This window comes from Jiangella muralis (genome assembly GCF_001270745.1).
Lineage (GTDB): Bacteria > Actinomycetota > Actinomycetes > Jiangellales > Jiangellaceae > Jiangella > Jiangella muralis.
Genome location: NZ_KQ434757.1, coordinates 264,629 through 285,494 on the forward strand (window position 1 = coordinate 264,629; position 20,866 = coordinate 285,494).

The window sequence follows — 20,866 nt, forward strand, 5'->3', positions numbered from 1 at the left end:
CCAGTACCCCTAACTCTTCACCAGGTAGGAGAAGACGCTCTCGAGCGACTCGTCGGTGGGCGAGACCTCGAAGAGCCGGATGCCCGCGGCGCGGGCGACGCGTGGCAGCAGCTCGGTGAACTGCAGGAACGTCACCGTCTCGACGCTCAGCACGTCGCCGTCGAGCTGGACGCCGGCGGTGGAGCCGTCGGCGATGAGCGCGGACGCGAGCGCGCGGTCGTCTGAGGAGCGGATGACGTACAGGTGCGGCCGGTCGGTCATCAGCCGGCGGATCTCGCGGAAGTCGCCGGACGCGGCGTGCCGGCCCGCGACCATGACCTCGATCTGCTGCGCCAGCTGCTCGACCTCTTCGAGGATGTGTGAGCTGAACAGCACCGTCCGGCCCTCGACGCCCATCTGGCGCAGCAGGTCCATGAGGTGCAGCCGCTGCCGCGGGTCCATGCCGTTGAACGGCTCGTCCAGCAGCAGCACGGACGGGTCGTGCACGAGCGCGGAGGCCATCTTGACCCGCTGCTTCATGCCCTTGGAGTACTCGCCGACCTTGCGGCCCTGGGCGAACTCCATCTCGACGGTGGCCAGCGCCCGTTGGGCGGCGGCGCCGGGGTCGGGCAAGCCGTGCAGTTCGGCGTTGGCCAGCACGAACTGCCAGCCGGTGAGAAAGTCGTAGGCGGCCTCGCGCTCGGGCACCAACCCGATGGTGCGGTAGATCTCGGGGTTCTTCCAGACGGTGACACCGTCGAGCGTGACGGTGCCGGCCGACGGCGCCAGGAACCCGCCGAGCAGGTTGATGAGCGTCGACTTGCCGGCGCCGTTGGGGCCGAGCAGCCCGGTGATGCCGGGGCCGATGGTCATGGTGACGTCGTTGACGGCGACGACATTGCCGTACCAGCGCGAGACGGTGTCGACCGACAGGACGCTCATCAGATGGAGACCTTCCGGTAGCGCAGGTTCAGCAGGGCCCAGCAGGCGCCGATGGCGGCGAACGTCACGAGCACGAACACCACGCCGCCGGCGTCGCCCGGTGGCGGCGCGACGGCCCGGCCCGAGGCGTCCAGCACCCAGACCTGGAAGCCGTCGACGAGCGTGACCGGCGACAGCAGCCCCAGCCAGCCGGCCAGGTCGGCGTTGCCGACCTCGTAGCGGATGATCCCCTGCAGGGTGCTGATGGCGGCGAAGCTCAGCGCGAAGACGGTGATGATGGCCGCGACGCCGAGCCCACGACGCGGCGTCAGCGACGCGACGACCAGTCCGACGCCGGCGAACACCACCGCGAACACCACCGTTCCGAGCAGCGCCAGCAGCAGGTCGCCGGTCTCGCGGCCGGCCGGGAACTCGGCCAGCAACGCGCCGACGTACATGATCAGCAGCGGCGCCGTCAGCAGCAGGAACAGCGCCGTCGCCAGTCCGCCGAACTTCGCCAGCACGTAGTCGGAGCGCTCCAGTGGGCGTGAGAAGTACAGCGGCACGGTCCTGAACCGCAGGTCGCGCGAGAGCGACACCGGCGCCTGTGCGGCCACGAAGATGGTCAGGATGGCCTGTGTCGTGAAGGTGTAGGCCGAGTACGGCAGCACGAGCTCACTGGTGATGCCAGCCCCGACGTTCGCGATGACGGCGATGATGAACGCCACGAGGCACATGACGCCCAGCAGCATCATCGGCAGCACCTTCGACCGGCCGGACCGGCCCAGCCCGTACGCGCCGCGCAGGCTGTGCGAGTACAGCGCCCGGGCGACGCGGGCGCGGCCGAGCCGCGGGCCGTCGTACTTGCGGTAGCCGATGTCGTGGATGACGCCCGTGCGGGCGGTGGGCTCAGACATCGGCCTGGTCCTCTCCGAAGACCTCGGAAATGTGGTGCCGGCGTTGCTCCAGCCGGATCAGCCCGACGCCCTGGGCGGCGACGGCGTCGCGGACGAGGTCGTACGTCTCGTCGTCGTCGAGTGACAGCACCAGCTGGTGGCCGTCGCGCTTCACCGTCAGCCCGGCCTCGGTGAGGGTGGCGGCGACGGCGTCGGTCTCGGCCGACACCTCGACGACCAGGAACTGGCTGGTGCGGGTGAAGTCGGACGTCGACGACGACCGGAGCAGCGCGCCCGCGTCGATGACCACCACGTGGTCGGAGATGCGCTCCAGCTCGCCCAGCATGTGCGACGTCACCAGGACCGTGATGCCGAACTCGACCCAGATGCGCCGGATCAGCGCCAGCATCTCGTCGCGGCCGACAGGGTCGAGCCCGTTGGTCGGCTCGTCGAGCATGACGATCTCGGGGTCGTGTACCAGCGCCTGGGCCAACTTGACCCGTTGCTTCATGCCGGTGGAGTAGCCGCCGATGGGGCGGTACCGCTCTTCGTAGAGGCCGACGTGGCGCAGGGTGTCGGCGGTCCGTTCGCGGGCGGCGTCGGCCGGCAGCCCGGACATGCGGGCCATGTGCACGACGAACTCGGTGGCGGAGACGTCGGCGGGGAGGCAGTCGTGCTCGGGCATGTAGCCGACCCGCTCGCGGATCTCCGGGCCGTCCTTGATGACGTCGAGCCCGAAGACGCTGGCCCGTCCCGACGTGGCCGGCGAGAGCCCCAGCAGGATCTTGATCAGCGTCGACTTGCCCGCGCCGTTGGCGCCGACCAGGCCGACGACACCCGGCTCGACGTCGATGGTGAGCCGATCGAGCGCGGTGGTCGCCGGGAACCGCTTCGTGAGTTCCTCGGTCTGGATGACAGGCACGGATCGACGCTACCGCCGCGGCGAGGTATCGCGCGTCGGGCGGTGGTACGACACGCGAGGTCGTCCCCGAGCACGATCATCCCGGAGGCGCCGGGGCGGGCGACCCTGAGACCGTCTCAGGGTCGCGGCGTCAGAGCCGGTCGGCGGCCTTGCGGGCGGCGATCTGGACCGGGTCCCAGACGGACGAGAACGGCGGCGCGTAGGCGAGGTCGGTCATCGCCAGTTCGCCGACGGTCAACTCCGTCCACAGTGCCATGGCGCACACGTCGATGCGCTTGGCCGAACCGTCGCGGCCGACGATCTGGGCGCCCAGCAGCCGGCCGGTCGGCCGTTCGGCGACCATCTTGACGGTGATCGGCTGGGTCCCCGGAAAGTAGCCGGACCGCGTGGTCGACTCGATGGTGACGGCGACGTGGTCCAGCCCGGCCGCGACGGCGTCGCCCTCGGTCAGGCCGGTGCGGGCCAGCTCGAGGTTGCACACCTTCGTCAGCGCGGTGCCGACGACGCCGGGGAACCGCGCCGAGCCGCCGCCGAGATTCGTCCCGAGCACCCGGCCCTGCTTGTTCGCGTGCGTCCCGAGCGGCACGTGCACCCAGTCGCGGCGGACCCGGTCCCACGTCTCGACGCAGTCGCCGGCCGACCACACGCCGTCGGCGACCCGCTGGGTGTCGTCGGTGCGCAGCCCGCCGGACGGGCCGAGTGGCAGCCCGGCGGCCCGGGCGAGGCCGGTGGCCGGACGCACACCGGTGCCGAGCACCACGATGTCGGCGGGGAACGTCCCCGCGTCGGTGACGACGGCCGTGACGGCGCCGTCCGGCCCGGTCTCGAACGCCGTCACCGCGGCCGACGTGACGACGTCGATGCCCATGCCCTCCATGGCGGCGTGCACCTGGGTGCCGAGGTCGGGGTCGAGAGTGTTCATCGGTTCTTCGCCGCGGTCGACGACGGTGACCGCGAGGCCGCGGCGGACCATCGCCTCGGCCATCTCGAGGCCGATGTACCCGGCGCCGACGACGACCGCCCGCTTGGGTGGCCGCGCGAGCGACTCCAGCACCGCGGCGCCGTCGTCGAGCGTCTGCACGCCGTGGATGCCGGCCGCGCCGGCGCCGGGGACGTCCGGCCGCACGGGCGCGGCGCCGGTCGCGATGACCAGCTCGTCGTAGCCGAGCCGCTCGGTCCGCCCGGCCGCATGGTCGACCACCTCGACCCAGCCGGCGTCGGTGTCGACGGCCACCGCCTCGGTAAGCAGCCGGACGTCGATGCCGTTGGCGCGGTGCTCGTCGGGCGAGCGGGCCACCAGCGCGCCTGGCGAGGGGACGTCGCCGGCGATCCAGTACGGGATGCCGCACGCGGAGTACGACGTCCAGTGCCCGCGGTCGACCGCGATGACCTCCAGCGAGCGGCCGGACGCCTTCGCCGTCCGCAACGCCTGCGACGCCGCGCTCATCCCGGCGGCGTCCGCCCCGATCACCAGCACGCGGTCAGACATCGGCACCTCCGGGGACGACGTGCCGGCGGACCCAGGCGTGCATGGCGATGGCCGCCGCCGCGCCGGCGTTGATGGAACGGGTGGACCCGAACTGGGCGATCGAGAGGACGGCGCCGACGTGCTCGCGGGCGGCCTCGGACAGACCCGGACCCTCCTGCCCGAACAGCAGGACGCACGCGCGGGGCAGGTCGAAGGTCTCCAGCGGGACCGCGCCGGGCAGGTTGTCGATCCCGATCACCGGCACCCCCTCGGCGCGCGCCCAGGACGCGAGCGCGGCGAGATCGGTGTGGTGCCGGACGTGCTGGTAGCGGTCGGTGACCATGGCGCCGCGGCGGTTCCAGCGGCGCCGCCCGACGATGTGCACCTCGGCGGCGAGGAACGCGTTGGCGGTGCGGACGACCGAGCCGATGTTGAAGTCGTGCTGCCAGTTCTCGATGGCGACGTGGAACGGGTGCCGGCGGCGGTCGAGCTCGGCGACGATGGCGTCGTTGCTCCAGTAGCGGTAGGCGTCGACGACGTTGCGGCGGTCGCCGTGCTCGAGCAGCTCGGGGTCGTACCGCGGGTCGTCGGGCCATGGTCCCGGCCACGGCCCGACGCCGGGCTGGTGGTCCGGCGTGGACTCCTCCGCCGCCGGGGCCGCCTGGTCGCTCACACCCCCACCGTAGTTCGTGCCGGACAGCGGGCCGGTCAGTCCCGCGCCGCGCGCAGCTTCTCCAGCGCCTTCACCGTCAGCTCGTCGAGGTCGAACGTCGTGGACTCGGGGGTGACGGCGACGAACATGCCCTCGGAACCGTCGATCAGGTAGACGACGTGGTCCAGCGTGTCCGGCGCGCCGGCCGCGCTGGTGGTGCTGTCGAGCGCGATCACGTGGTCGGCGTCGACCGGCGGCCCGCCGGTGACCTGGGTCTTGATCGTCAGGTCGACCGGCTGGCCGGCCATCTCGCCGCTGACGGTGACCTCGCGGCAGCGCTGGTAGTAGTCCTCGATGGCGGTGATGTCGTCGACGGACGCGCCGGTGTACACGGCCTGCACGAAGACGTCGTCGCCGGACACCGCGGCCATGCCCTCGGACTCGATGTCGTGGCGGCGCAGCGGGTCGGCCGGGTCGTCCTGGCAGTCGGCCGGCTCGTAGGTGACGTTCTCGAGCAGTTGCGCCATGCTCTGGATGGTCCCCGTCAGCTCGAGGGCGTCGACAGGCAGCAGCTCGACGCCGTCGGGGAAGTCGTCGGCGGTGAGCAGGGCCGCGTCCAAGTCGACGCCGCCGCTCCCGCAGGCGCTCAGCAGGACGGCGGTGGCGACCAGCGCGGTCCGGGCCGTCGTGCGCATCGCCTGGTCACACTACCGGCCGCGCCGGGCCGCCCGCACGGCGACCCGGCGCGACGCGGCTGGTGTCAGCCCTGCGCCTTGAGCTTGTCCAGGGCGGCGGCGGCCAGCGCGTTCAGGTCGAACGTGGTGGACTCCGGGTTGCCGGCCACGTAGACGCCGCGGTCGCCGTCGATCATGTAGATGATCCGGGTGGGGACCGCCGGCATGGCCGCCGACTCCGTCACCGTCTCGACCGCGATGACCTGGTCGGCGTCGACCTCCGGCGCGTCGACGGTGGTCGTGCGGATGGTCATGTCCAGCGTCTGGCCGCCGGCCTCACCGCTGACGGTGATCTCGCCGCAGCGGTCGTAGTACTCCTGCACGCCCGCGACGTCGTCGGCGCTGGCGTTCGTGTAGACGGCGTTGATCAGCGCGTCCGTGCCCGAGGTGGCGGTCATCCCGGCCGCCTCGGCGCCGTCCTTCTGCAGCGGGTTGGTGTCGTAGGCCTGGCAGTCGGCCGGCTCGTAGGTGACGCCCTCGAGCAGCGCCGCCATGCTCTCGCCGGCGCTGTCCAGCTGCGCGACGTCGAACGCCGACACCGTCGCCCCCTCGGGGAGGTCCTCGGCCGACAGCAGCGCGCCCTCCAGGCCGGAGCCGGCGGCCTCGCCGTCCTCCTCGGCGGCGTCGTCGGCAGGGGTCTCGTCGGCGGCAGGGGTCTCGTCGGCGGCGGCGGTCTCGTCGCTCGCGGCGGTCGCGTCGTCGCCCGCGTCGTCGTCACCGCCACACGCGGCGAGGAACAGGGTGGCGGCCACAAGCGCAGAAATTCCGAGCTTTCGCATGGTTCGTCTGATTCCTTGACAGAAGGGTGTGCGTGTTGTCACGCAGGGGAACGGCGGCAAATGTACCGACCGTCGGGCACCCGCGTGGGCGGTGCGGGAGATTCCCGCCGGACGGACGATGCAGCGGATCGGCCACCCCGCCACGTCTGAGAGACATGGGCGTGGACTTCCACGAGTACGTGGTCACGCGGCGGCAGCCGCTGCTGCGTCTGGCCTACCTGCTCACCGGCGACCCGCACCTCGCCGAGGACGTCGTCCAGACGGCGCTGCTGCGGGCGTTCCGGCAGTGGCGACGGGTGAGCCGGGCCGACCAGCCCGACGCCTACGTGCGGCGCATGGTCGTCAACGCCTACGTCGACGGGAAGCGGCGGCGCAGCTCCACCGAGGCGCCCACCGCGCCGGTCGACCTGCCCGCCGTCGCGACCGGGGCCGACCACAGCGACGCCCACGCCGAACGGACGGTCATGTGGACCGCCCTCGCCGGGCTGCCTCGGGTGCAGCGGGCGGTGCTGGTGCTGCGGTTCTACGAGGACCTCGACGACGCCCGCATCGCCGAGCTACTGGGCAGCACCCCGTCGACGGTCCGGTCGAACGCGTCCCGGGCCCTGGCGACGCTGCGGAAGGAGTGGACCCGTGTCTGACACCGACCTCGAGACCGCGCTGCGGGCCACGCTGGCCGGCCGCGCGGCGGACGCCCCGGCGGGCGACGACCTCGCCGACACCGTCACCCGGGTGGGCACCGCGCGACGACGCCGGCGGCGGCTCGCGGGGGCGGCGGCGGTGATCGCGGTCGGCGCCGCGGCCGGGCTGGCTGGACGGGGCATCGTCCCGGTAGCCGGCGACGCCGAGCCCGTGCCGGCGGACACCCCGGCGGTCGGCAATCTGGTCACCTGCGGAGGCACCTGGCCCGCGTTCGACCCCGCACTGCTCACCGAGCGGCCGGCGCTCGACCCGGAGAGCGACCTCGGCACCGCCGTCCGTACGACGGCGCGGCCGCCCATCGCCGCGCGGCTGATCGACAGCTGGACGCTGGTCGACCACGTGGGATCGACTGCCTACCTGCTGATCTGGCTGGACGAGAGCGCTGAGGCCCGCAACATCGCGCCGAACGGCGTCGTCGAGGCGACCTACGAGCAGGCGGGCGACGGAAGCTGGTCGGCCCGAGGTACCGGTGAATGCCGGCCGGAGCGCTACTTCGACGACGGCCTGGACCCGGTGGAGTGGCGGCTCCCCGGCGACCAGCCCTCGCCCGACGCCACGTCGGTGACGATCCTGGCCCACGAGATCGGCTGTTCCAGCGGCCAGCCCGCCGACGACCGGCTGGCCGAGCCGATCGTCGAGTACCACGAGGACACCGTCGACATCACGCTGAGGATCACGCCGCCCGAGGGCGAGGTCTTCACCTGCATCGGCAACCCGGAGACCGCGGTCACCGTCGAGCTGGACGAGCCGCTCGGCGACCGTGAGCTGCGCGACGGCCTCTGGTATCCGCCGCGACCGGCGACCCCGGAACCCTAGTTTCGCTTGGTCTCCGAAACTCCGACACTCGGACCGAGTTTTGAAGCCGGTGGCGGCGCCTCGCCGGCCCGGCGCAACGGTGTGGGATCACTGTGCTTGCTGGGTGGCGTTGCTGTTGCCAGAGCAACAGTGATCGACCCCACCCGGCGCAGCGGATCCACACGGTGGGGTGGGGATCGTGTAACGGTTCGCCGTTGTCCCGCAGTTCGCCGCTTTGCGGTAGTGGGCGGTCTCCGACGAACGCGGCAGACCCGGGCGCACGGTCGGCCAGCCAACGAGAGCCCGGGCCGACCGGGCTGGTCGGCAGTGCCAGGGCAGCCCGCGGCGATCAGCCCATCCCAACTGTGCAGATCACGAGGACTCGTTGCCCTAGAGACCGAGGTCGGCCTGGGAGTAGGCGGCCCGGTACTCCAGCCCGGCCGCCTCGATGCGCTCCCGCGACCCGGTGTCCCGGTCGACGATCACCGCGACGGCGACGACGTCGGCGCCCGCTTCGCGCAGCGCCTCGACCGCCGTCAGCACGCTGCCACCGGTGGTCGAGGTGTCCTCGACGGCGAGGACGCGGCGCCCGGTGACGTCCGGGCCCTCGATGCGGCGGCGGAGGCCATGCTGCTTGGCGTCCTTGCGCACGACGAACGCGTCGAGCGACTGACCGGCGGCGGAGGCGGCGTGCAGCATGGACGTGGCGACGGGGTCGGCGCCGAGCGTGAGCCCGCCCACGGCGTCGAAGGCGAGGTCGGCCGTGAGGTCGCGCATGACCAGTCCGACCAGTGGCGCGGCGGCCCCGTCGAGCGTGATGCGGCGCAGGTCGACGTAGTAGTCGGCCTCCTTGCCCGACGACAGCACGACCCGGCCGTGCACGACGGCCTTCTCGACGATGTGGCGGCGCAGCTCATCCCAGGCACTCACGAGGCACGAGCGTACGGCAGGCTGTTCGGCGTGCAGCCCGGAGCCGTCGTCGTCGTGTCCGGACCGCTCGGCCCGTGGGCCGGCGGGCCGCGACCCAGCAGCGTCCCCTACCCGGTCGTCGTCGCGGCGCCGGTGGCCGAACGCCGGCCGTACGCGGTCAGCTGGCTGGCCGACGCCGCGCGCCGACTGCTCGCGGCCACGCCCGCGTCGCCGCTGGTCCTGGTCGCGCATGGGACCGCCGGGCCACTGCTGCCGGCGCTGGCCCGGGCGCAGCGGGCGGCCGGACGACGCGTCGGCGGCTACGTGTTCGCCGACGCCACGCTGCCGCGGCCCGGTGCGCCGTCGCATCTGGACCTGCTCCGCGCCGCCGACGGCCCCGCCGCCGACGCCGCCCACGACGCCCTGCACGGGAGCGGCGCGGTCTGGCCGCCGGACGCCGCGCACCCGGGCGACCACGACTTCTGGACCGAGCGGCTGCCGCCGGCGCCGGACTGGCCCGACGCGCCGTGCGGCTACCTGCACACCGGCGCCGCCGTCCCCGGCGTCGGCCCGGGCGGCTTCTGGGCCCGGTCGGCGGCGGCCCGCGGCTGGCCGGTGCACACGATGGCCGGCGGCGACGACGTGACGGCCGCGCTGGCCGGGGTGATCGACGCCCTGCCGGGGTGACCCGATCGCGCGGCGGCGTTCGCGATCTACGGCATGGCGCTGGTGGCGTACACGCTGCTGCCGTGGCCGGAGTCGGACTGGTGCGCCGCGCACGAGGCGCCGCCGGTGCAGTGGCGGCCGTTCCACTCGATCGACGACATCGTCAACGACACCTCCGGGCTGTCGCTGCTGGCCCGGCTGGAGAGCGCGGCCGTCCTGCAGGTCGTCTTCAACGTCGTGCTGTTCGTGCCGTGGGGGCTGTTCCTGCGCCGGTTCTTCGGCCGCGGCATCGGGCTGACGGTGTTCGGCGGGGCCGCGGTGTCGGTGCTGATCGAGGTCACCCAGGGCACCGGCGTGTTCGGGCTGGCCGGCTGCGTCTACCGGGTGGCCGATGTCGACGACGTGCTGACGAACACGGCCGGCGCGGCGATCGGCGCGCTGCTGGCGCCGGTGCTGCTGCGCTGGATGCCCGGCCAGGAGCTGCGGCGGACCCGCGGCGAGCCGCGCCCCGTCACCCGCACCCGGCGGCTGCTCGGCATGGTGGTCGACCTCGCCGCGTACACCGCCGTGGCGGCCGTCGTCGCCACCGCCTACCGGGCCTACGTCCTCTACGGCCGCGGCGACACACTGCCTCCGGACGACGCCTGGGGCGACCACGCGGTGCCATCGATGGTCGCGTTCGTGCTGGTGGTACTGGTCCCGGCGGTGTCCGGGTCGGGCGCATCGCTGGGCCAGCGCGCGCTCTGGCTGGCGCCGCGGTGGCCGGACGGCGCCGTCCACCGGTCCCGGGCGCTGGCGCGGTCGCTGTGCGGGTTCGGCCTCTACGGCCTGCTCGACGTGGTCAGCGCGCTGCCACCGCTCGGCGCCGGCGGGACCGACGTCGCGGCGTCGCTGACGAACGTCGTCATCGTCGTGTCCGGGCTGGCGGTGCTGTTCGGCGGGCCGCGCGGGCTGTCGTTCCGGCTGGCCGGCGCGCGGGTGGCCGACGCCCGCACGGAGGCCGCGGAGGTCGCGGTCGCGCGCTGATCAGCGCCGGCGGGCCGGGTGCCGCTGCCCGAGGCCGAGCACCAGGCTCCGTGGCAGCCGCGGCAGCGCGGCCGCCGCCACCTTGTAGATCGCGCCGGGGACGGACACCACCTTCTGCCGCCGCAGGTCCTTCAGCCCGGCGGCGACCACGGCGTCGGCGTCGAGCCACATCCAGGACGGCAGCCCGGACATGTTCAGCTGGGCGCGGTCGTGGAACTCGGTGCGAACGAACCCCGGCGCCAGCGCCATCACCTGGACGCCGGTGCCGCGCAACTGCGGCGCGAGGCCCTCGCTGAACGCCGTCACCCAGGCCTTCGCCGCGCTGTACGTGCTGCGCGGCACCCAGCCGGCGACGGAGCTGACGTTGACGACGGCGCCCCGGCCGCGCTCGACCATGCCGGGCAGTGCGGCGTGCGTCAGCCGCAGCACCGCACGGACCAGCACATCCAGCAGGTACTCCTCGTCGGCGACGTCGTTGCTGAGGAACCGGCCGCGGGACGCGAAGCCGGCGTTGTTGACCAGCAGGTCGACCGGGCGGCCGGCATCGCGTAGCCGCCGCTCCACCGTCTCGGCGCCGGTCGCGAGGTCGGCCGGCAGCACCTCGGCGCCCACGCCGTAGGCGCCGCGTAGCTCGCCGGCGACGGCCTGCAGCCGGGCCTCGTCACGCGACACGAGAACGACGTCGTGGCCACGTGCCGCGAGCGCCCGGACGAAGGCCAGCCCGATGCCCGCTGTGGGCCCGGTGACGAGTGCCGTTGCCATGCGCGGAACCCTACGCCGCCGACCACGATGCGAGACCGGCGGCCGATTCGGCTTACATCGCGACGATCATGGCCCCACATCGGTCATTGCGGTCGATAAGGTCATGATTCGTGAGCGATCTTCCCCACCCCGCCGTAGCCGACGCCGCCCGCTACTTCGACACGTGGGTCGCCTTCCGGCAGCAGTACGACCGCGTCCCCGGCATCCAGGCCGCGGTGCTCCACGAGGACAAACTGTTGCTGTCCACCGCGCACGGGCTCGCCGACGTCGAGCACCACGCCGCACTGACCCCGCAGCACCTGTTCCGGATCGCGTCGCACTCGAAGACGTTCACGGCCACCGCGGTCCTGCAGCTGGCCGAGCGCGAGCAGTTGCGCCTGGACGACCAGGCGGTGCGGTGGCTGCCGTTCCTGCGCGGCACGCCACTGGCCGCCGTGACGGTACGCGAGTTACTCGGCCACGGCGGCGGCGTGGTCCGCGACAGCCGCGACGGCGACTTCTGGCAACTGGCGCACGCGTTCCCCGACGAGGACCGGCTGCGCGACATCCTGCTCGACGACGGCGCCGGCGTGCTGCCCGCGAACGAGCGGTTCAAGTACTCCAACATCGGCTACTCGATGCTGGGCCTGATCGTCGCGGCGGCGTCAGGACAGCCGTATCACGTGTTCGTCCAGGAGAACATCGTCGAGGCGCTGTCGCTGGAGAACACCGGCCCCGAGTACGACCCGGCCCGCGCGGGCGACTACGCCACCGGCTACACCGCGCTGTCCTACGCCGACCACCGCATCCCGATCGACCACGTCGACACCGCGGCGATGGCGGCGGCCACCGGGTTCTTCAGCACCGCCGAGGACCTCGTCCACTACGTCGCGGCGCACTTCCACGGCGACACCCGGCTGGTGTCCGACGCGACGAAGCGGCTCATGCAGCGCGCGGAGTGGAAGGTCGAGGGCCGCGGCGACGCCGAGTACGGGCTCGGCTTCGGCCGCGTCATGGTCGGCGACCGGCTGGTGTTCGGCCACGGCGGCGGCTACCCGGGGCACATCACCCGGACGTCCTTCGACCCGGCCGGCCGGCTGGCCGTCTCGGTGCTCACCAACGCGATCGACGGGCCCGCGCAGGCGCTCGCCGACGGGCTGATCCGGCTGGTGAACCTAGCGCAGGCCGCGAGCCCGCAGCTGGCGCCGTCGTCGGCCGACCTGACCCGGTTCACCGGGCGGTACGCCAGCATGTGGCGGGTGTTCGACGTCGTCGACCTCGCCGGCCGGCTCTACCTGCTGGACCCGACCGACCGCGATCCCACCGAGGAGCCGATGCGCCTCGCCGTCGTCGACGACCACACACTGCGGATCGCCGGCGGCACCGGCTACGCGCCCGTCGGCGAGACCATCCGGTACCGATTCGGCGTCGACGGCGTCGCCTCGGTGCAGGCCTTCGCCATGACCGCGCACCCGATCGACCGCGTGGCCCAGGCGGTGCGCACGCGCGACCGCGTCTCCCCGGGCACGCCGCTGGTCACGAATGGTGCCGGCGACGCTCCCGCGAGATGAGCTCGCAGACGGCCCACAGCAGGGGCAGGGCAAGGACAACGAGGGTCGAGGTCATCTCACTCACCGGGTTCAGAACCGCGAGTGCGGTTCGGGACGGGTCAGGCCGTCGCTCCACTGGCCGGCCCACGCCGCCGCGGGGCAGGGCCAGCTCTCTCCACACTCGCGGCACGCGCGGTGCAGCATCCAGCGACGGCCCGGAACGTGGTCGTGCAGCAGCCGGGAGGCGTAAGCGTCCACCTCATCAGCGGTCCAGTCGACGAGGCCGTACCCGTGCGCTCGGGCCGTGAAGCGGGCCATCTCTCCTCCGTCGTGCCGGGCCTCGGGGAGGCCCGTGCTCCGGGCTCGTCCGCGCCCGTTCGAGGCGGGCGGCGGACCGGGACGTGGCACGGCTACGCCACGGCTTGGATCAGCCGTATCGCTGCGCCATAGCCCTTGGCGAAGTATCGTGCATGATCTGAGCCACCCGCGGGAACAATCTGGGTGTCACGCCCGCCACCTGTGACGCCGTCCGCGACTTTGTGACATCGCCAGGAGATGCCGTGACAGACCATGATCCGGATTCCGCGGCCGCCTTTTTCGGTGGTGAGCTGGCGCGTGCGCGTCACCGTGCCGGTCTCACCCAAGAACAGTTGGCGGAAAAGCTCAACTACTCGCGCGGGGCCGTCGCTAATGTGGAAACTGCGCAGCGGCCTCCGCAGCGAGAGTTCGCGGAACGTTGCGATGAGATCCTGGGAACCGACGGCCTCCTCGTCCGCGCTTGGAAGATGGTGAGCCGCGAGTCGGTGCCCGCGAAGTATCGAGGGTTCATCGAGGAGGAAGAACGGGCAAAGTCGATCCACACCTACGAGCAGACATTCCCGCCCGGACTCCTGCAGACACAAGCGTATGCACGTGAACTCCTGGCGGGCGTCAGGATGGCCTATGACAACCACGTCGACACCCAGGTCGAAGCCCGGATGCGGCGGCAGGAGATCCTCCGCCGCGATGATCCACCGAGGCTACGAGCGGTCATCGACGAGGCCGCGCTCCGCCGGATGATCGGTGGACCGGACGTCATGAGAGATCAACTGCAATACCTGCTCAAAATGGGCGAGATGCGGCATATCACCATTCAGGTGATCCCATTCGTCGCGGGAGCGCACGCCGCGCTGAACGGGCAAATGACGATCTTCGACCGCCTGAACGGGCAGCCGGTGTTGTATTACGAGGGCCCCACCGGGGGTCACCTCATGACGGACAGCGGGGTCGTGGGAGACGCCGTGGACCGGATGGATGTGCTCCGGGCCCAGGCGTTGTCACCAGATGAATCGGCGGATCTGATCCGCCAAACAATGGAGGAACCATGAACGAGGTGTCGGAGCTGGCCGGCGCCGTGTGGCGCAAGTCCAGCTACAGCAACGGCGATGGTGGACAGTGCGTCGAGATCACGTCGCTGTCGGACGGCGGCATGGCTGTGCGCGACAGCAAGAATCCCAACGGTGGAATTCTGAAGTTCACCGCTGGTGAGTGGTCGGCGTTCGTGATGGGCGCGAAGGCCGGCGAGTTCGGCTGAAACCGAGCGACGTCCGACCGCCCCCGCAGCCAACCGGCCGCGGGGGCGGTCCTACCATGCGGGCATGACCGCCGGATCCGTCCCCGCACGCGGGTCGACCGGCCGGCTCCGGGTCACGGCGGTCGCGCCGCTCACCCCGGCGATGCTCCGGCTGACCGTCGAGGTCGAGGAGCCGCACCTGCCGCTGGACCCGTCCTGCCCGAACCAGGTGCTGCGGCTGTCCCCGCCGGCCGACGACGCCGGCGTGCTGAGCGGGGCGCGTCCGGCCAGCCGCACGTACACGATCCGCCGGGCCGACCCGGCGACCGGCCTGCTCGACCTCGACGTCGTCCTGCACGGTGACGGGCTGTTCGTGCGCTGGGCGCGGTCGGCAGCTCCCGGCGACACCCTGGACTTCACCGGCCCGCGGCCGCACGCCGTGCCGTCGCTGACCGCCGACGCCGTCGTCATGGCGACCGACGAGACCGGACTGCCGGCACTGGCCGCCGTCGCCGCGGCCGCGCCCGCCGGGCTGCCGCTCCACGCCGTCGTCGAGGTGCCCGACGCCGCCGAGGAGCAGCCGCTGCCGTCGGCCGCGGACCTGCAGGTCACCTGGCTGCACCGCGACGGCGCCGCGGCCGGGACGACCGGTGCGCTGGAACGCGCGGTCCGGTCGCTCCCCTGGCCCGGCGGCGCCGTCGACATGTGGGTCGCGGGCGAGGCCGGCGAGGTGCGGGCGATCCGCCGCTTCGCCGCCATCGACCGCGGCGTCGAACGCGAGCGGCTGCACGCGTTCGGATACTGGCGCCTCGGCCGGGCCGGCTCCCCCAGCTGACGAGGAGCCGGCCGGGCGGACGGGGTCAGGCCGGGCGGACGCTGAGCTTGTCGGCGCCCTCGTCGAGGTCGACGACGACGGTGTCGCCGTCGCGCACCTGGCCGGAGAGGATCTCCTTCGCCAGCTGGTCGCCGATGGCCGTCTGCACCAACCGGCGCAGCGGCCGGGCGCCGTAGACCGGGTCGTAGCCGGTGAGCGCCAGCCACTCCTTCGCGCTGTCGGTGACCTGCAGCGCCAGGCGGCGGTCGGCCAGGCGCTGCGCCAACTTCACGACCTGGAGGTCGACGATGCGGGCCAGCTCGTCGGTGCCGAGCGGCTCGAACATGACGATGTCGTCGATGCGGTTGAGGAACTCGGGCTTGAACGACGCCCGCACGACCTCCATGACGGCGTCGCGCTTGGCCTTCTCGTCCAGCGCAGGGTCGGCGAGGAACACCGAGCCGAGGTTCGACGTGAGGATGAGGATGACGTTGCGGAAGTCGACCGTGCGGCCCTGGCCGTCGGTCATCCGGCCGTCGTCGAGCACCTGAAGCAGGATGTCGAAGACCTCGGGGTGCGCCTTCTCGACCTCGTCGAGCAGCACGACGGAGTACGGGCGACGGCGCACCGCCTCGGTGAGCTGGCCGCCCTCCTCGTAGCCGACGTAGCCGGGCGGGGCGCCGACCAGCCGCGCGACGCTGTGCTTCTCGCTGTACTCGCTCATGTCGATGCGGACCATGGCCCGCTCGTCGTCGAAGAGGAACTCCGCGAGCGCCTTGGCCAGCTCGGTCTTGCCGACACCCGTCGGGCCGAGGAAGACGAACGAGCCGGTGGGGCGGTCGGGGTCGGAGATGCCGGCGCGGGACCGGCGGACGGCATCGGAGACGGCGGTCACCGCGGTGCGCTGTCCGACGACCCGGCTGCCCAGCTCGTCCTCCATGCGCAGCAGCTTCTCGGTCTCGCCCTCGAGCAGCCGGCCGGCCGGGATGCCAGTCCAGGCCGCCACGACGTCGGCGACGTCGTCGGGGCCGACCTCCTCCTTGACCATGGTGGCGGCGGCCTGCGACTCCGCGGCCTCGCTGGCCGCGGCCAGCTCCTTCTCCAGCTCGGGGATGCGGCCGTACAGCAGCTCGCTGGCGCCGGCGAGGTCGCCCTCACGCTGCGACCGCTCGGCCTGCCCGCGCAGCTCGTCGATCTGCTCCTTCAGCGCGCCGACGCGGTTCAGCCCGGCCTTCTCCTGCTCCCAGCGAGCCTCGAGCGCGCGCAGCTCCTCCTCGCGGTCGGCCAGCTCGGCCTGCAGCGACGCGAGCCGCTCGCGCGACGCGGCGTCGCTCTCCTTGTCGAGCGCCAGCTCCTCCATCTTGAGGCGGTCGACCTGGCGCCGCAGGGTGTCGATCTCGACCGGCGAGGAGTCGATCTCCATGCGCAGCCGCGACGCGGCCTCGTCGACGAGGTCGATGGCCTTGTCGGGCAGCTGCCGGCCGGTGATGTAGCGGTGCGAGAGCGTGGCGGCGGCGACCAGCGCGGCATCGGCGATCTGCACCTTGTGGTGCGCCTCGTAGCGCTCGCGCAGCCCGCGCAGGATCGCGACGGTGTCCTCGACGCTGGGCTCGCCGACGTAGACCTGCTGGAACCGGCGCTCGAGGGCGGCGTCCTTCTCGATGCGCTCGCGGTACTCGTCGAGCGTGGTGGCGCCGACCATGCGCAGCTCGCCGCGGGCCAGCATCGGCTTGAGCATGTTGCCGGCGTCCATGGCGGAGTCGCCGGTGGCGCCCGCGCCCACGACGGTGTGCAACTCGTCGATGAACGTCACGACCTCACCGTCGCTGGCCTTGATCTCGTCGAGGACGGCCTTGAGACGCTCCTCGAACTCGCCGCGGTACTTCGCGCCGGCCAGCATGGCGCCCATGTCGAGCGAGACCAGCCGCTTGCCGCGCAGCGACTCGGGCACGTCGCCGTCGACCATGCGCTGGGCCAGCCCCTCGACGACGGCCGTCTTGCCGACGCCGGGCTCGCCGATGAGGACGGGGTTGTTCTTGGTGCGCCGCGACAGCACCTGGACGACGCGGCGGATCTCGGAGTCGCGCCCGATGACGGGGTCGATCTTGCCCTCGCGGGCCCGCTCGGTGAGGTCGACGCCGTACTTGTTCAGCGCGTCGTAGCTGCCCTCGGGGTCGGGGCTGGTGACCCGGGCCGTGCCGCGCACCTCGGTGAACGCGGCGCGCACCTTCTCGGCCGTGACGCCGTGCTTGGCCAGCAGGTCGCGCACGGGCGACTGCACGTGCGCCAGCCCCACGACCAGATGCTCGGTGGAGACGTACTGGTCGTCCAGCTCGCGGGCGACCTCGCCGGCGTGCGACATGACCGCGTACGTGCTGCGGGCGAGGTTCGGCGACGCGACGGTCGAGCCGGCCGCCTTGGGCAGCCCTTCGAACGCGACATCGACGTCGCGACGGACGGCCGCGAGGTCGGCGCCGGCGGCCTCGAGCAGCGGACCGGTCAGCCCACCGGGCTGGATGAGCAGCGCACGCAGCACGTGCACCGGCTCGACGGCCGGATTTCCTGCGGTCGCGGCGCTGCGCACGGCGACGGACAGCGCCTCCTGAGCCTTGGTGGTGAGCTGGTCGGACATCGATCTCCTCTGGTGTCGGTCTCTTTCCAGAGACAACCGCGACAGAGTTGAGCCTATTCCACTCAACTCTGTGTGGCCAGTCCGAGCACTGGAACAATGACCATGATGCCTGGACGTCTCCCGGCCGCGCTGGCCGCCGCCGCTCTCACCGTCGCCGCCCTGGCCGGATGCTCCGCGCTGGGCGACCGCTCGGTGCCCCGCTCCGACCTCGAGGGCGCGGTGAAGCAGTTGATGGAGGAGCAGTCCGGCCAGCCGGTCGACGCCGTCAGCTGCGACGGCGACCTCGCCGGCGAGGTGGGCGCCTCGGTGCGCTGCACGGCGACGGTGTCCGGCGAGGAGGTCGGGCTCACCGTCACGACCACCGACGTCGACGGCAACGACGTCCGGTACGAGGTGCGCAACGACACCGCGACCCCGACGCCCACGCCGTCGCCGACCGAGCCGGCGCCGTCACCCACCTCGGGCTGACGCCGCCCAGCCGGCCACGTTCGCCCGCACCGCCGCGTCGAAGACGGCCGCCGGGTCGCCCGCGCGCGCGGGCATGAACGCGCCCAGTTCGATCGAGACCAGTCCGTGCACGTTGGCCCACAACGCGGTTGCGATCGACTCCGCCACCGGTTGCTTCGGGAACACGCCCGCGCGGACTGCCCGCCGGACGGCGCCGAGCAGCGGCTCGAACGTCCGCGCACCAGCCCGCGCCGCGCGCCGCCCGACGTCATCGGGGCGCAGCTCGTCGCCGAACATGATGCGATAGCCGTGCGGGTCGGCCAGCGCGTTCTCGCGGTAGGCGTGGCCGAGCCGGACGAGGTCGGCGACCGGATCGTCGCTCTGCCCGACCGCCGCCAGCCGCTGCGCGAACCGGGCGAACACCTGCGCATACAGCGCCGACAGTAGTCCCGGCTTGCCGCCGAACAGCGAGTACACCGCTGCCGTGGACGTGCCGGCCTCGGCGGCCAGCGTGCGCAGGTTTAGCGCCGCGACACCGTCGGAGGACACCGTGGCGGCGGCCCGTTCGAGCAGGCGGTCACGCACCGCGTCGTCGTGTAGCCGAGGTCTGCCCACTTGACGAGTGTAGCCTAACACTGTTTCATAACAGCGTTAGCAAACGAGAGGCGTGGACATCATGCTCGAACTCAGTACCGAGGCCACCCGGCTCGCCGGGGTACTCCTGCTCGCCGCCGTCACCATCGAGTCCGGCGGCTGGTACCTCACCCGGATCGCCCGCGGCAAAGTCCCGGCCACCGACTTCCAGCGCGCGTTCGCCCGGGCCGGTCACGGCCACGCGGGCATGTTCGTCACGCTGGGGCTGATCACCGCGATGCTCACCGACGCGACGACGCTCGACGGGTTCGCGGCGTGGGTGGCGCGCTCGGGGGTGCCGATCGCGGCCATCGTCATGCCGGCCGGCTTCTTCTTCTCGTCGCTGGGCCCCGGCCGCACGACGCCGAACCGGCTGATCTGGCTGGTGTGGATCGGCGCGGTGATCCTGGCCGCCGGCCTGGTGACCCTCGGGGTAGGCCTGCTGACGGCCTGAGTCAGTCGCCGGTGACGAAGCGCGAGCGGTACACCGCCAGCGCCGACGTGAACGCCGGCACCGGCAGGTAGTCGACGGGTTCTTCGGCCGCGCCGGTGATCAGCTCGAGCTGCTGGCGCAGCGTGTGCACCTCAGCCTCGAGCGCCAGGATGCGCTTGATGCCCACGAGGTTGACGCCGTCCTCCTGGGACAGCCGCTGCACCTCGCGCAGCAACTCGACCTCGCGCAGCGAGTAGCGACGGCCACCGCCGGGGGTGCGCCGAGGCGACACCAGCCCGAGGCGGTCGTACTGGCGCAGCGTCTGAGGGTGCATGCCGGCCATCTCGGCCGCCACGGAGATGACGTACAACGGCTCGTCGTCGCTGACCAGCCGGGCGGCGCCGGACAGCGCCACGATGAACCGTCCTCCGGCCTCCATGGTCATCCCTCCTTCGCTGCCAGGCCCATCAGCTCGGCCCGGACGTCGTCGCCCGAGGTGGCCGTCTGGAACTCCTCGAGCGCGTGCTTCGCGTCGCCCTGGAGCGACGGAGGCACCGTCACCTCGACGGTGACCAGCAGGTCGCCGCGGGTGCCGTCCTTGCGGGGCGCGCCGCGGCCGCGGACCCGGAAGGTGCGCCCGTTGGGCGTGCCCGGCGGCAGCTTGAGCGTCACCGCACTGCCACCCAGCGTGGGCACCTTGATGTCGGCGCCCAGCGCCGCCTCGGGGAACGTGACCGGGACGGTGACGGTGAGGTGCTCGCCGCGGCGCCCGAACACCGGGTGCGTGCCGACGTGGATGATGACGTAGAGGTCGCCCGCCGGGCCGCCGCGCTCGCCCGGCACGCCCTTGCCGCGCAGCCGGATGCGCTGCCCGTCGACCACGCCGGCCGGGATGCGCACGTGCATGACCTTGCTCGTGGTGCCGCGGCCGGAGCCGGCGCACACCGGGCACGGGTCGTCGACCACCAGGCCACGGCCCCGGCAGTCCTTGCACGGCTCGGCCATGCCGAACCCGCCGGAGTCGGTGTTGGTGAAGCCGGTACCCGAACACGTGGGGCAGACCCGCGGAACGGTGCCGGCCCGCGCGCCGGTGCCGGCACAGGCCGAACACGCCGACGAACTGGTCAGCTTCAGCGGGATGGTCTTGCCCTCGACCGCCTCGCTGAACGTGACGGTGACCTCGCGCTCGACGTCGGCGCCCCGGCGCGCGCCGGTGCTCCGCGGCCGGTTGCGCTGGCCGAAGATGCCGCCGAACACGTCGCCGATGCCACCGCTGCCGCTACCCGAGAACAGGTCGCCGAGGTCGAAGTTGAACGACCCGCCACCCCCGCCGGCCGGCGTGCGGATGCCGCTGCCGAACAGCGTGCGCGCTTCGTCGTACTGCTTGCGCTTGGCGGGATCGGACAGCACGGAGTACGCCTCGGAGACGTCCTTGAAGCGTTCCTCCGCCGCCTTGTCGTCCTTGTTGCGGTCGGGGTGGAGCTCGCGAGCAAGGGTGCGATAGGCCTTCTTGACCGTGGCCGCGTCGGCGTCCTTCCCGACGCCCAGGATCTTGTAGTAGTCCTTCTCGATCCAGTCCTTGGTGCTCACGGGCTCCCCCCTCCTCTCCGTTGAC

Annotated in this window: 24 protein-coding genes; 10 read left to right on the forward strand and 14 right to left on the reverse strand. The window is 72.5% G+C overall.

Translation table 11 applies throughout. From position 1 onward, the window contains the following. Nucleotides 1-9: 9 nt before the first annotated feature. The 7 genes from ACW62_RS14710 to ACW62_RS14740 form a co-directional block, all read right to left on the reverse strand. Nucleotides 10-921, reverse strand: coding sequence for an ABC transporter ATP-binding protein (locus ACW62_RS14710; RefSeq protein ID WP_053204845.1), 912 nt, complete (start codon nucleotides 919-921; stop codon nucleotides 10-12). Then, a complete protein-coding gene (locus ACW62_RS14715) occupies nucleotides 921-1,817 on the reverse strand; it encodes an ABC transporter permease (RefSeq protein ID WP_053204846.1) in 897 nt (298 codons plus the stop codon). The genes ACW62_RS14710 and ACW62_RS14715 overlap by 1 nt, the downstream gene beginning before the upstream one ends. Next, nucleotides 1,810-2,718, reverse strand: a complete 909-nt coding sequence (locus tag ACW62_RS14720; RefSeq protein WP_053204847.1) for an ABC transporter ATP-binding protein — start codon at nucleotides 2,716-2,718, stop codon at nucleotides 1,810-1,812. The genes ACW62_RS14715 and ACW62_RS14720 overlap by 8 nt, the downstream gene beginning before the upstream one ends. Before the next feature lie 130 nt (nucleotides 2,719-2,848). Then, entirely contained in the window at nucleotides 2,849-4,207 is a 1,359-nt protein-coding gene (locus tag ACW62_RS14725) for an FAD-dependent oxidoreductase (protein WP_053204927.1), read from the reverse strand. Further along, the gene (locus tag ACW62_RS14730) at nucleotides 4,200-4,859 is read right to left on the reverse strand and encodes a TrmH family RNA methyltransferase (RefSeq protein WP_053204848.1); all 660 of its coding nucleotides are present in this window, start codon (nucleotides 4,857-4,859) and stop codon (nucleotides 4,200-4,202) included. The genes ACW62_RS14725 and ACW62_RS14730 overlap by 8 nt, the downstream gene beginning before the upstream one ends. A 35-nt stretch (nucleotides 4,860-4,894) precedes the next feature. Continuing rightward, nucleotides 4,895-5,533 carry a hypothetical protein gene (locus ACW62_RS14735; protein ID WP_053204849.1) on the reverse strand — a complete coding sequence of 213 codons (639 nt, stop codon included), beginning with the start codon at nucleotides 5,531-5,533 and terminating at the stop codon, nucleotides 4,895-4,897. Nucleotides 5,534-5,598: 65 nt separating this feature from the next. Further along, on the reverse strand, nucleotides 5,599-6,324 hold the full coding sequence (locus ACW62_RS14740) for a DUF5642 family protein (RefSeq protein ID WP_053204850.1): 726 nt from the start codon (nucleotides 6,322-6,324) through the stop codon (nucleotides 5,599-5,601). A 182-nt stretch (nucleotides 6,325-6,506) separates the two neighbouring features. Between ACW62_RS14740 and ACW62_RS14745 the strand changes: the two genes are divergently transcribed. Both ACW62_RS14745 and ACW62_RS14750 read left to right on the forward strand, forming a co-directional pair. Further along, complete coding sequence (locus ACW62_RS14745; protein WP_053204851.1) at nucleotides 6,507-6,992, forward strand: SigE family RNA polymerase sigma factor; 486 nt, start codon at nucleotides 6,507-6,509, stop codon at nucleotides 6,990-6,992. Then, the gene (locus tag ACW62_RS14750) at nucleotides 6,985-7,869 is read left to right on the forward strand and encodes a hypothetical protein (protein ID WP_053204852.1); all 885 of its coding nucleotides are present in this window, start codon (nucleotides 6,985-6,987) and stop codon (nucleotides 7,867-7,869) included. Before ACW62_RS14745 ends, ACW62_RS14750 begins: the two co-directional genes overlap by 8 nt. 369 nt (nucleotides 7,870-8,238) lie before the next feature. On the opposite strand, the gene pyrE is transcribed toward ACW62_RS14750, so the two are convergent. Continuing rightward, the gene (gene pyrE / locus ACW62_RS14755; protein ID WP_053204853.1) at nucleotides 8,239-8,778 is read right to left on the reverse strand and encodes an orotate phosphoribosyltransferase; all 540 of its coding nucleotides are present in this window, start codon (nucleotides 8,776-8,778) and stop codon (nucleotides 8,239-8,241) included. 30 nt (nucleotides 8,779-8,808) lie between these two features. Here pyrE and ACW62_RS35810 point away from each other — a divergent pair, with 30 nt between their 5' ends. Next, nucleotides 8,809-9,444 carry a hypothetical protein gene (locus ACW62_RS35810; protein ID WP_053204854.1) on the forward strand — a complete coding sequence of 212 codons (636 nt, stop codon included), beginning with the start codon at nucleotides 8,809-8,811 and terminating at the stop codon, nucleotides 9,442-9,444. A 24-nt stretch (nucleotides 9,445-9,468) separates the two neighbouring features. After that, nucleotides 9,469-10,449, forward strand: a complete 981-nt coding sequence (locus tag ACW62_RS14765) for a VanZ family protein (protein WP_276202954.1) — start codon at nucleotides 9,469-9,471, stop codon at nucleotides 10,447-10,449. Here the strand turns inward: ACW62_RS14765 and ACW62_RS14770 are convergent, their stop codons facing one another. After that, the gene (locus ACW62_RS14770) at nucleotides 10,450-11,211 is read right to left on the reverse strand and encodes an SDR family NAD(P)-dependent oxidoreductase (protein WP_053204856.1); all 762 of its coding nucleotides are present in this window, start codon (nucleotides 11,209-11,211) and stop codon (nucleotides 10,450-10,452) included. Nucleotides 11,212-11,321: 110 nt separating this feature from the next. Here ACW62_RS14770 and ACW62_RS14775 point away from each other — a divergent pair, with 110 nt between their 5' ends. Next, nucleotides 11,322-12,761, forward strand: a complete 1,440-nt coding sequence (locus ACW62_RS14775) for a serine hydrolase domain-containing protein (RefSeq protein ID WP_053204857.1) — start codon at nucleotides 11,322-11,324, stop codon at nucleotides 12,759-12,761. Nucleotides 12,762-12,830: 69 nt separating this feature from the next. On the opposite strand, the gene ACW62_RS14780 is transcribed toward ACW62_RS14775, so the two are convergent. Then, nucleotides 12,831-13,058: a hypothetical protein gene (locus ACW62_RS14780; protein ID WP_053204858.1), complete on the reverse strand. Its 228-nt coding sequence runs from the start codon at nucleotides 13,056-13,058 to the stop codon at nucleotides 12,831-12,833. A 242-nt stretch (nucleotides 13,059-13,300) separates the two neighbouring features. On the opposite strand from ACW62_RS14780, the gene ACW62_RS14785 reads away from it, so the two are divergent. The 3 genes from ACW62_RS14785 to ACW62_RS14795 all read left to right on the forward strand — a co-directional run bounded on the left by ACW62_RS14785 (nucleotide 13,301) and on the right by ACW62_RS14795 (nucleotide 15,127). Next, on the forward strand, nucleotides 13,301-14,107 hold the full coding sequence (locus tag ACW62_RS14785) for a helix-turn-helix domain-containing protein (RefSeq protein WP_053204859.1): 807 nt from the start codon (nucleotides 13,301-13,303) through the stop codon (nucleotides 14,105-14,107). After that, complete coding sequence (locus ACW62_RS14790) at nucleotides 14,104-14,313, forward strand: DUF397 domain-containing protein (RefSeq protein ID WP_053204860.1); 210 nt, start codon at nucleotides 14,104-14,106, stop codon at nucleotides 14,311-14,313. Before ACW62_RS14785 ends, ACW62_RS14790 begins: the two co-directional genes overlap by 4 nt. A 64-nt stretch (nucleotides 14,314-14,377) precedes the next feature. Next, a complete protein-coding gene (locus ACW62_RS14795) occupies nucleotides 14,378-15,127 on the forward strand; it encodes a siderophore-interacting protein (protein ID WP_053204861.1) in 750 nt (249 codons plus the stop codon). Nucleotides 15,128-15,152: 25 nt separating this feature from the next. Here ACW62_RS14795 and clpB read toward each other — a convergent pair whose 3' ends face one another. Continuing rightward, nucleotides 15,153-17,738 (reverse strand): ATP-dependent chaperone ClpB, encoded by a 2,586-nt coding sequence (gene clpB, locus ACW62_RS14800; protein WP_053204862.1) that lies wholly within the window; start codon nucleotides 17,736-17,738, stop codon nucleotides 15,153-15,155. Nucleotides 17,739-17,843: 105 nt separating this feature from the next. Between clpB and ACW62_RS14805 the strand changes: the two genes are divergently transcribed. After that, entirely contained in the window at nucleotides 17,844-18,206 is a 363-nt protein-coding gene (locus ACW62_RS14805; protein WP_169792059.1) for a DUF4333 domain-containing protein, read from the forward strand. Here the strand turns inward: ACW62_RS14805 and ACW62_RS14810 are convergent. Beyond that, nucleotides 18,189-18,800: a TetR/AcrR family transcriptional regulator gene (locus ACW62_RS14810; protein ID WP_053204864.1), complete on the reverse strand. Its 612-nt coding sequence runs from the start codon at nucleotides 18,798-18,800 to the stop codon at nucleotides 18,189-18,191. The genes ACW62_RS14805 and ACW62_RS14810 overlap by 18 nt on opposite strands. A gap of 61 nt (nucleotides 18,801-18,861) precedes the next feature. On the opposite strand from ACW62_RS14810, the gene ACW62_RS14815 reads away from it, so the two are divergent. Continuing rightward, the gene (locus ACW62_RS14815) at nucleotides 18,862-19,272 is read left to right on the forward strand and encodes a hypothetical protein (protein WP_053204928.1); all 411 of its coding nucleotides are present in this window, start codon (nucleotides 18,862-18,864) and stop codon (nucleotides 19,270-19,272) included. Between the two features lies 1 nt (nucleotide 19,273). Here ACW62_RS14815 and ACW62_RS14820 read toward each other — a convergent pair whose 3' ends face one another. Beyond that, nucleotides 19,274-19,696, reverse strand: a complete 423-nt coding sequence (locus tag ACW62_RS14820) for a heat shock protein transcriptional repressor HspR (RefSeq protein WP_053204865.1) — start codon at nucleotides 19,694-19,696, stop codon at nucleotides 19,274-19,276. Continuing rightward, nucleotides 19,693-20,841 carry a molecular chaperone DnaJ gene (gene dnaJ / locus ACW62_RS14825; protein ID WP_053204866.1) on the reverse strand — a complete coding sequence of 383 codons (1,149 nt, stop codon included), beginning with the start codon at nucleotides 20,839-20,841 and terminating at the stop codon, nucleotides 19,693-19,695. Before dnaJ ends, ACW62_RS14820 begins: the two co-directional genes overlap by 4 nt. Nucleotides 20,842-20,866 lie beyond the last annotated feature (25 nt).

Coding starts and splice junctions, on each gene's coding strand:
- ACW62_RS14805 (WP_169792059.1), top strand. CDS start 17,844: ATGCCTGGACGTCTCCCGGCCGCGCTGGCCGCCGCCGCTCTCACCGTC.
- ACW62_RS14735 (WP_053204849.1), bottom strand. CDS start 5,533: ATGCGCACGACGGCCCGGACCGCGCTGGTCGCCACCGCCGTCCTGCTG.
- ACW62_RS14790 (WP_053204860.1), top strand. CDS start 14,104: ATGAACGAGGTGTCGGAGCTGGCCGGCGCCGTGTGGCGCAAGTCCAGC.
- clpB (WP_053204862.1), bottom strand. CDS start 17,738: ATGTCCGACCAGCTCACCACCAAGGCTCAGGAGGCGCTGTCCGTCGCC.
- ACW62_RS14725 (WP_053204927.1), bottom strand. CDS start 4,207: ATGTCTGACCGCGTGCTGGTGATCGGGGCGGACGCCGCCGGGATGAGC.
- ACW62_RS14745 (WP_053204851.1), top strand. CDS start 6,507: ATGGGCGTGGACTTCCACGAGTACGTGGTCACGCGGCGGCAGCCGCTG.
- ACW62_RS14815 (WP_053204928.1), top strand. CDS start 18,862: ATGCTCGAACTCAGTACCGAGGCCACCCGGCTCGCCGGGGTACTCCTG.
- ACW62_RS14710 (WP_053204845.1), bottom strand. CDS start 921: ATGAGCGTCCTGTCGGTCGACACCGTCTCGCGCTGGTACGGCAATGTC.
- ACW62_RS14770 (WP_053204856.1), bottom strand. CDS start 11,211: ATGGCAACGGCACTCGTCACCGGGCCCACAGCGGGCATCGGGCTGGCC.
- ACW62_RS14820 (WP_053204865.1), bottom strand. CDS start 19,696: ATGACCATGGAGGCCGGAGGACGGTTCATCGTGGCGCTGTCCGGCGCC.
- ACW62_RS14715 (WP_053204846.1), bottom strand. CDS start 1,817: ATGTCTGAGCCCACCGCCCGCACGGGCGTCATCCACGACATCGGCTAC.
- ACW62_RS14795 (WP_053204861.1), top strand. CDS start 14,378: ATGACCGCCGGATCCGTCCCCGCACGCGGGTCGACCGGCCGGCTCCGG.
- ACW62_RS14780 (WP_053204858.1), bottom strand. CDS start 13,058: ATGGCCCGCTTCACGGCCCGAGCGCACGGGTACGGCCTCGTCGACTGG.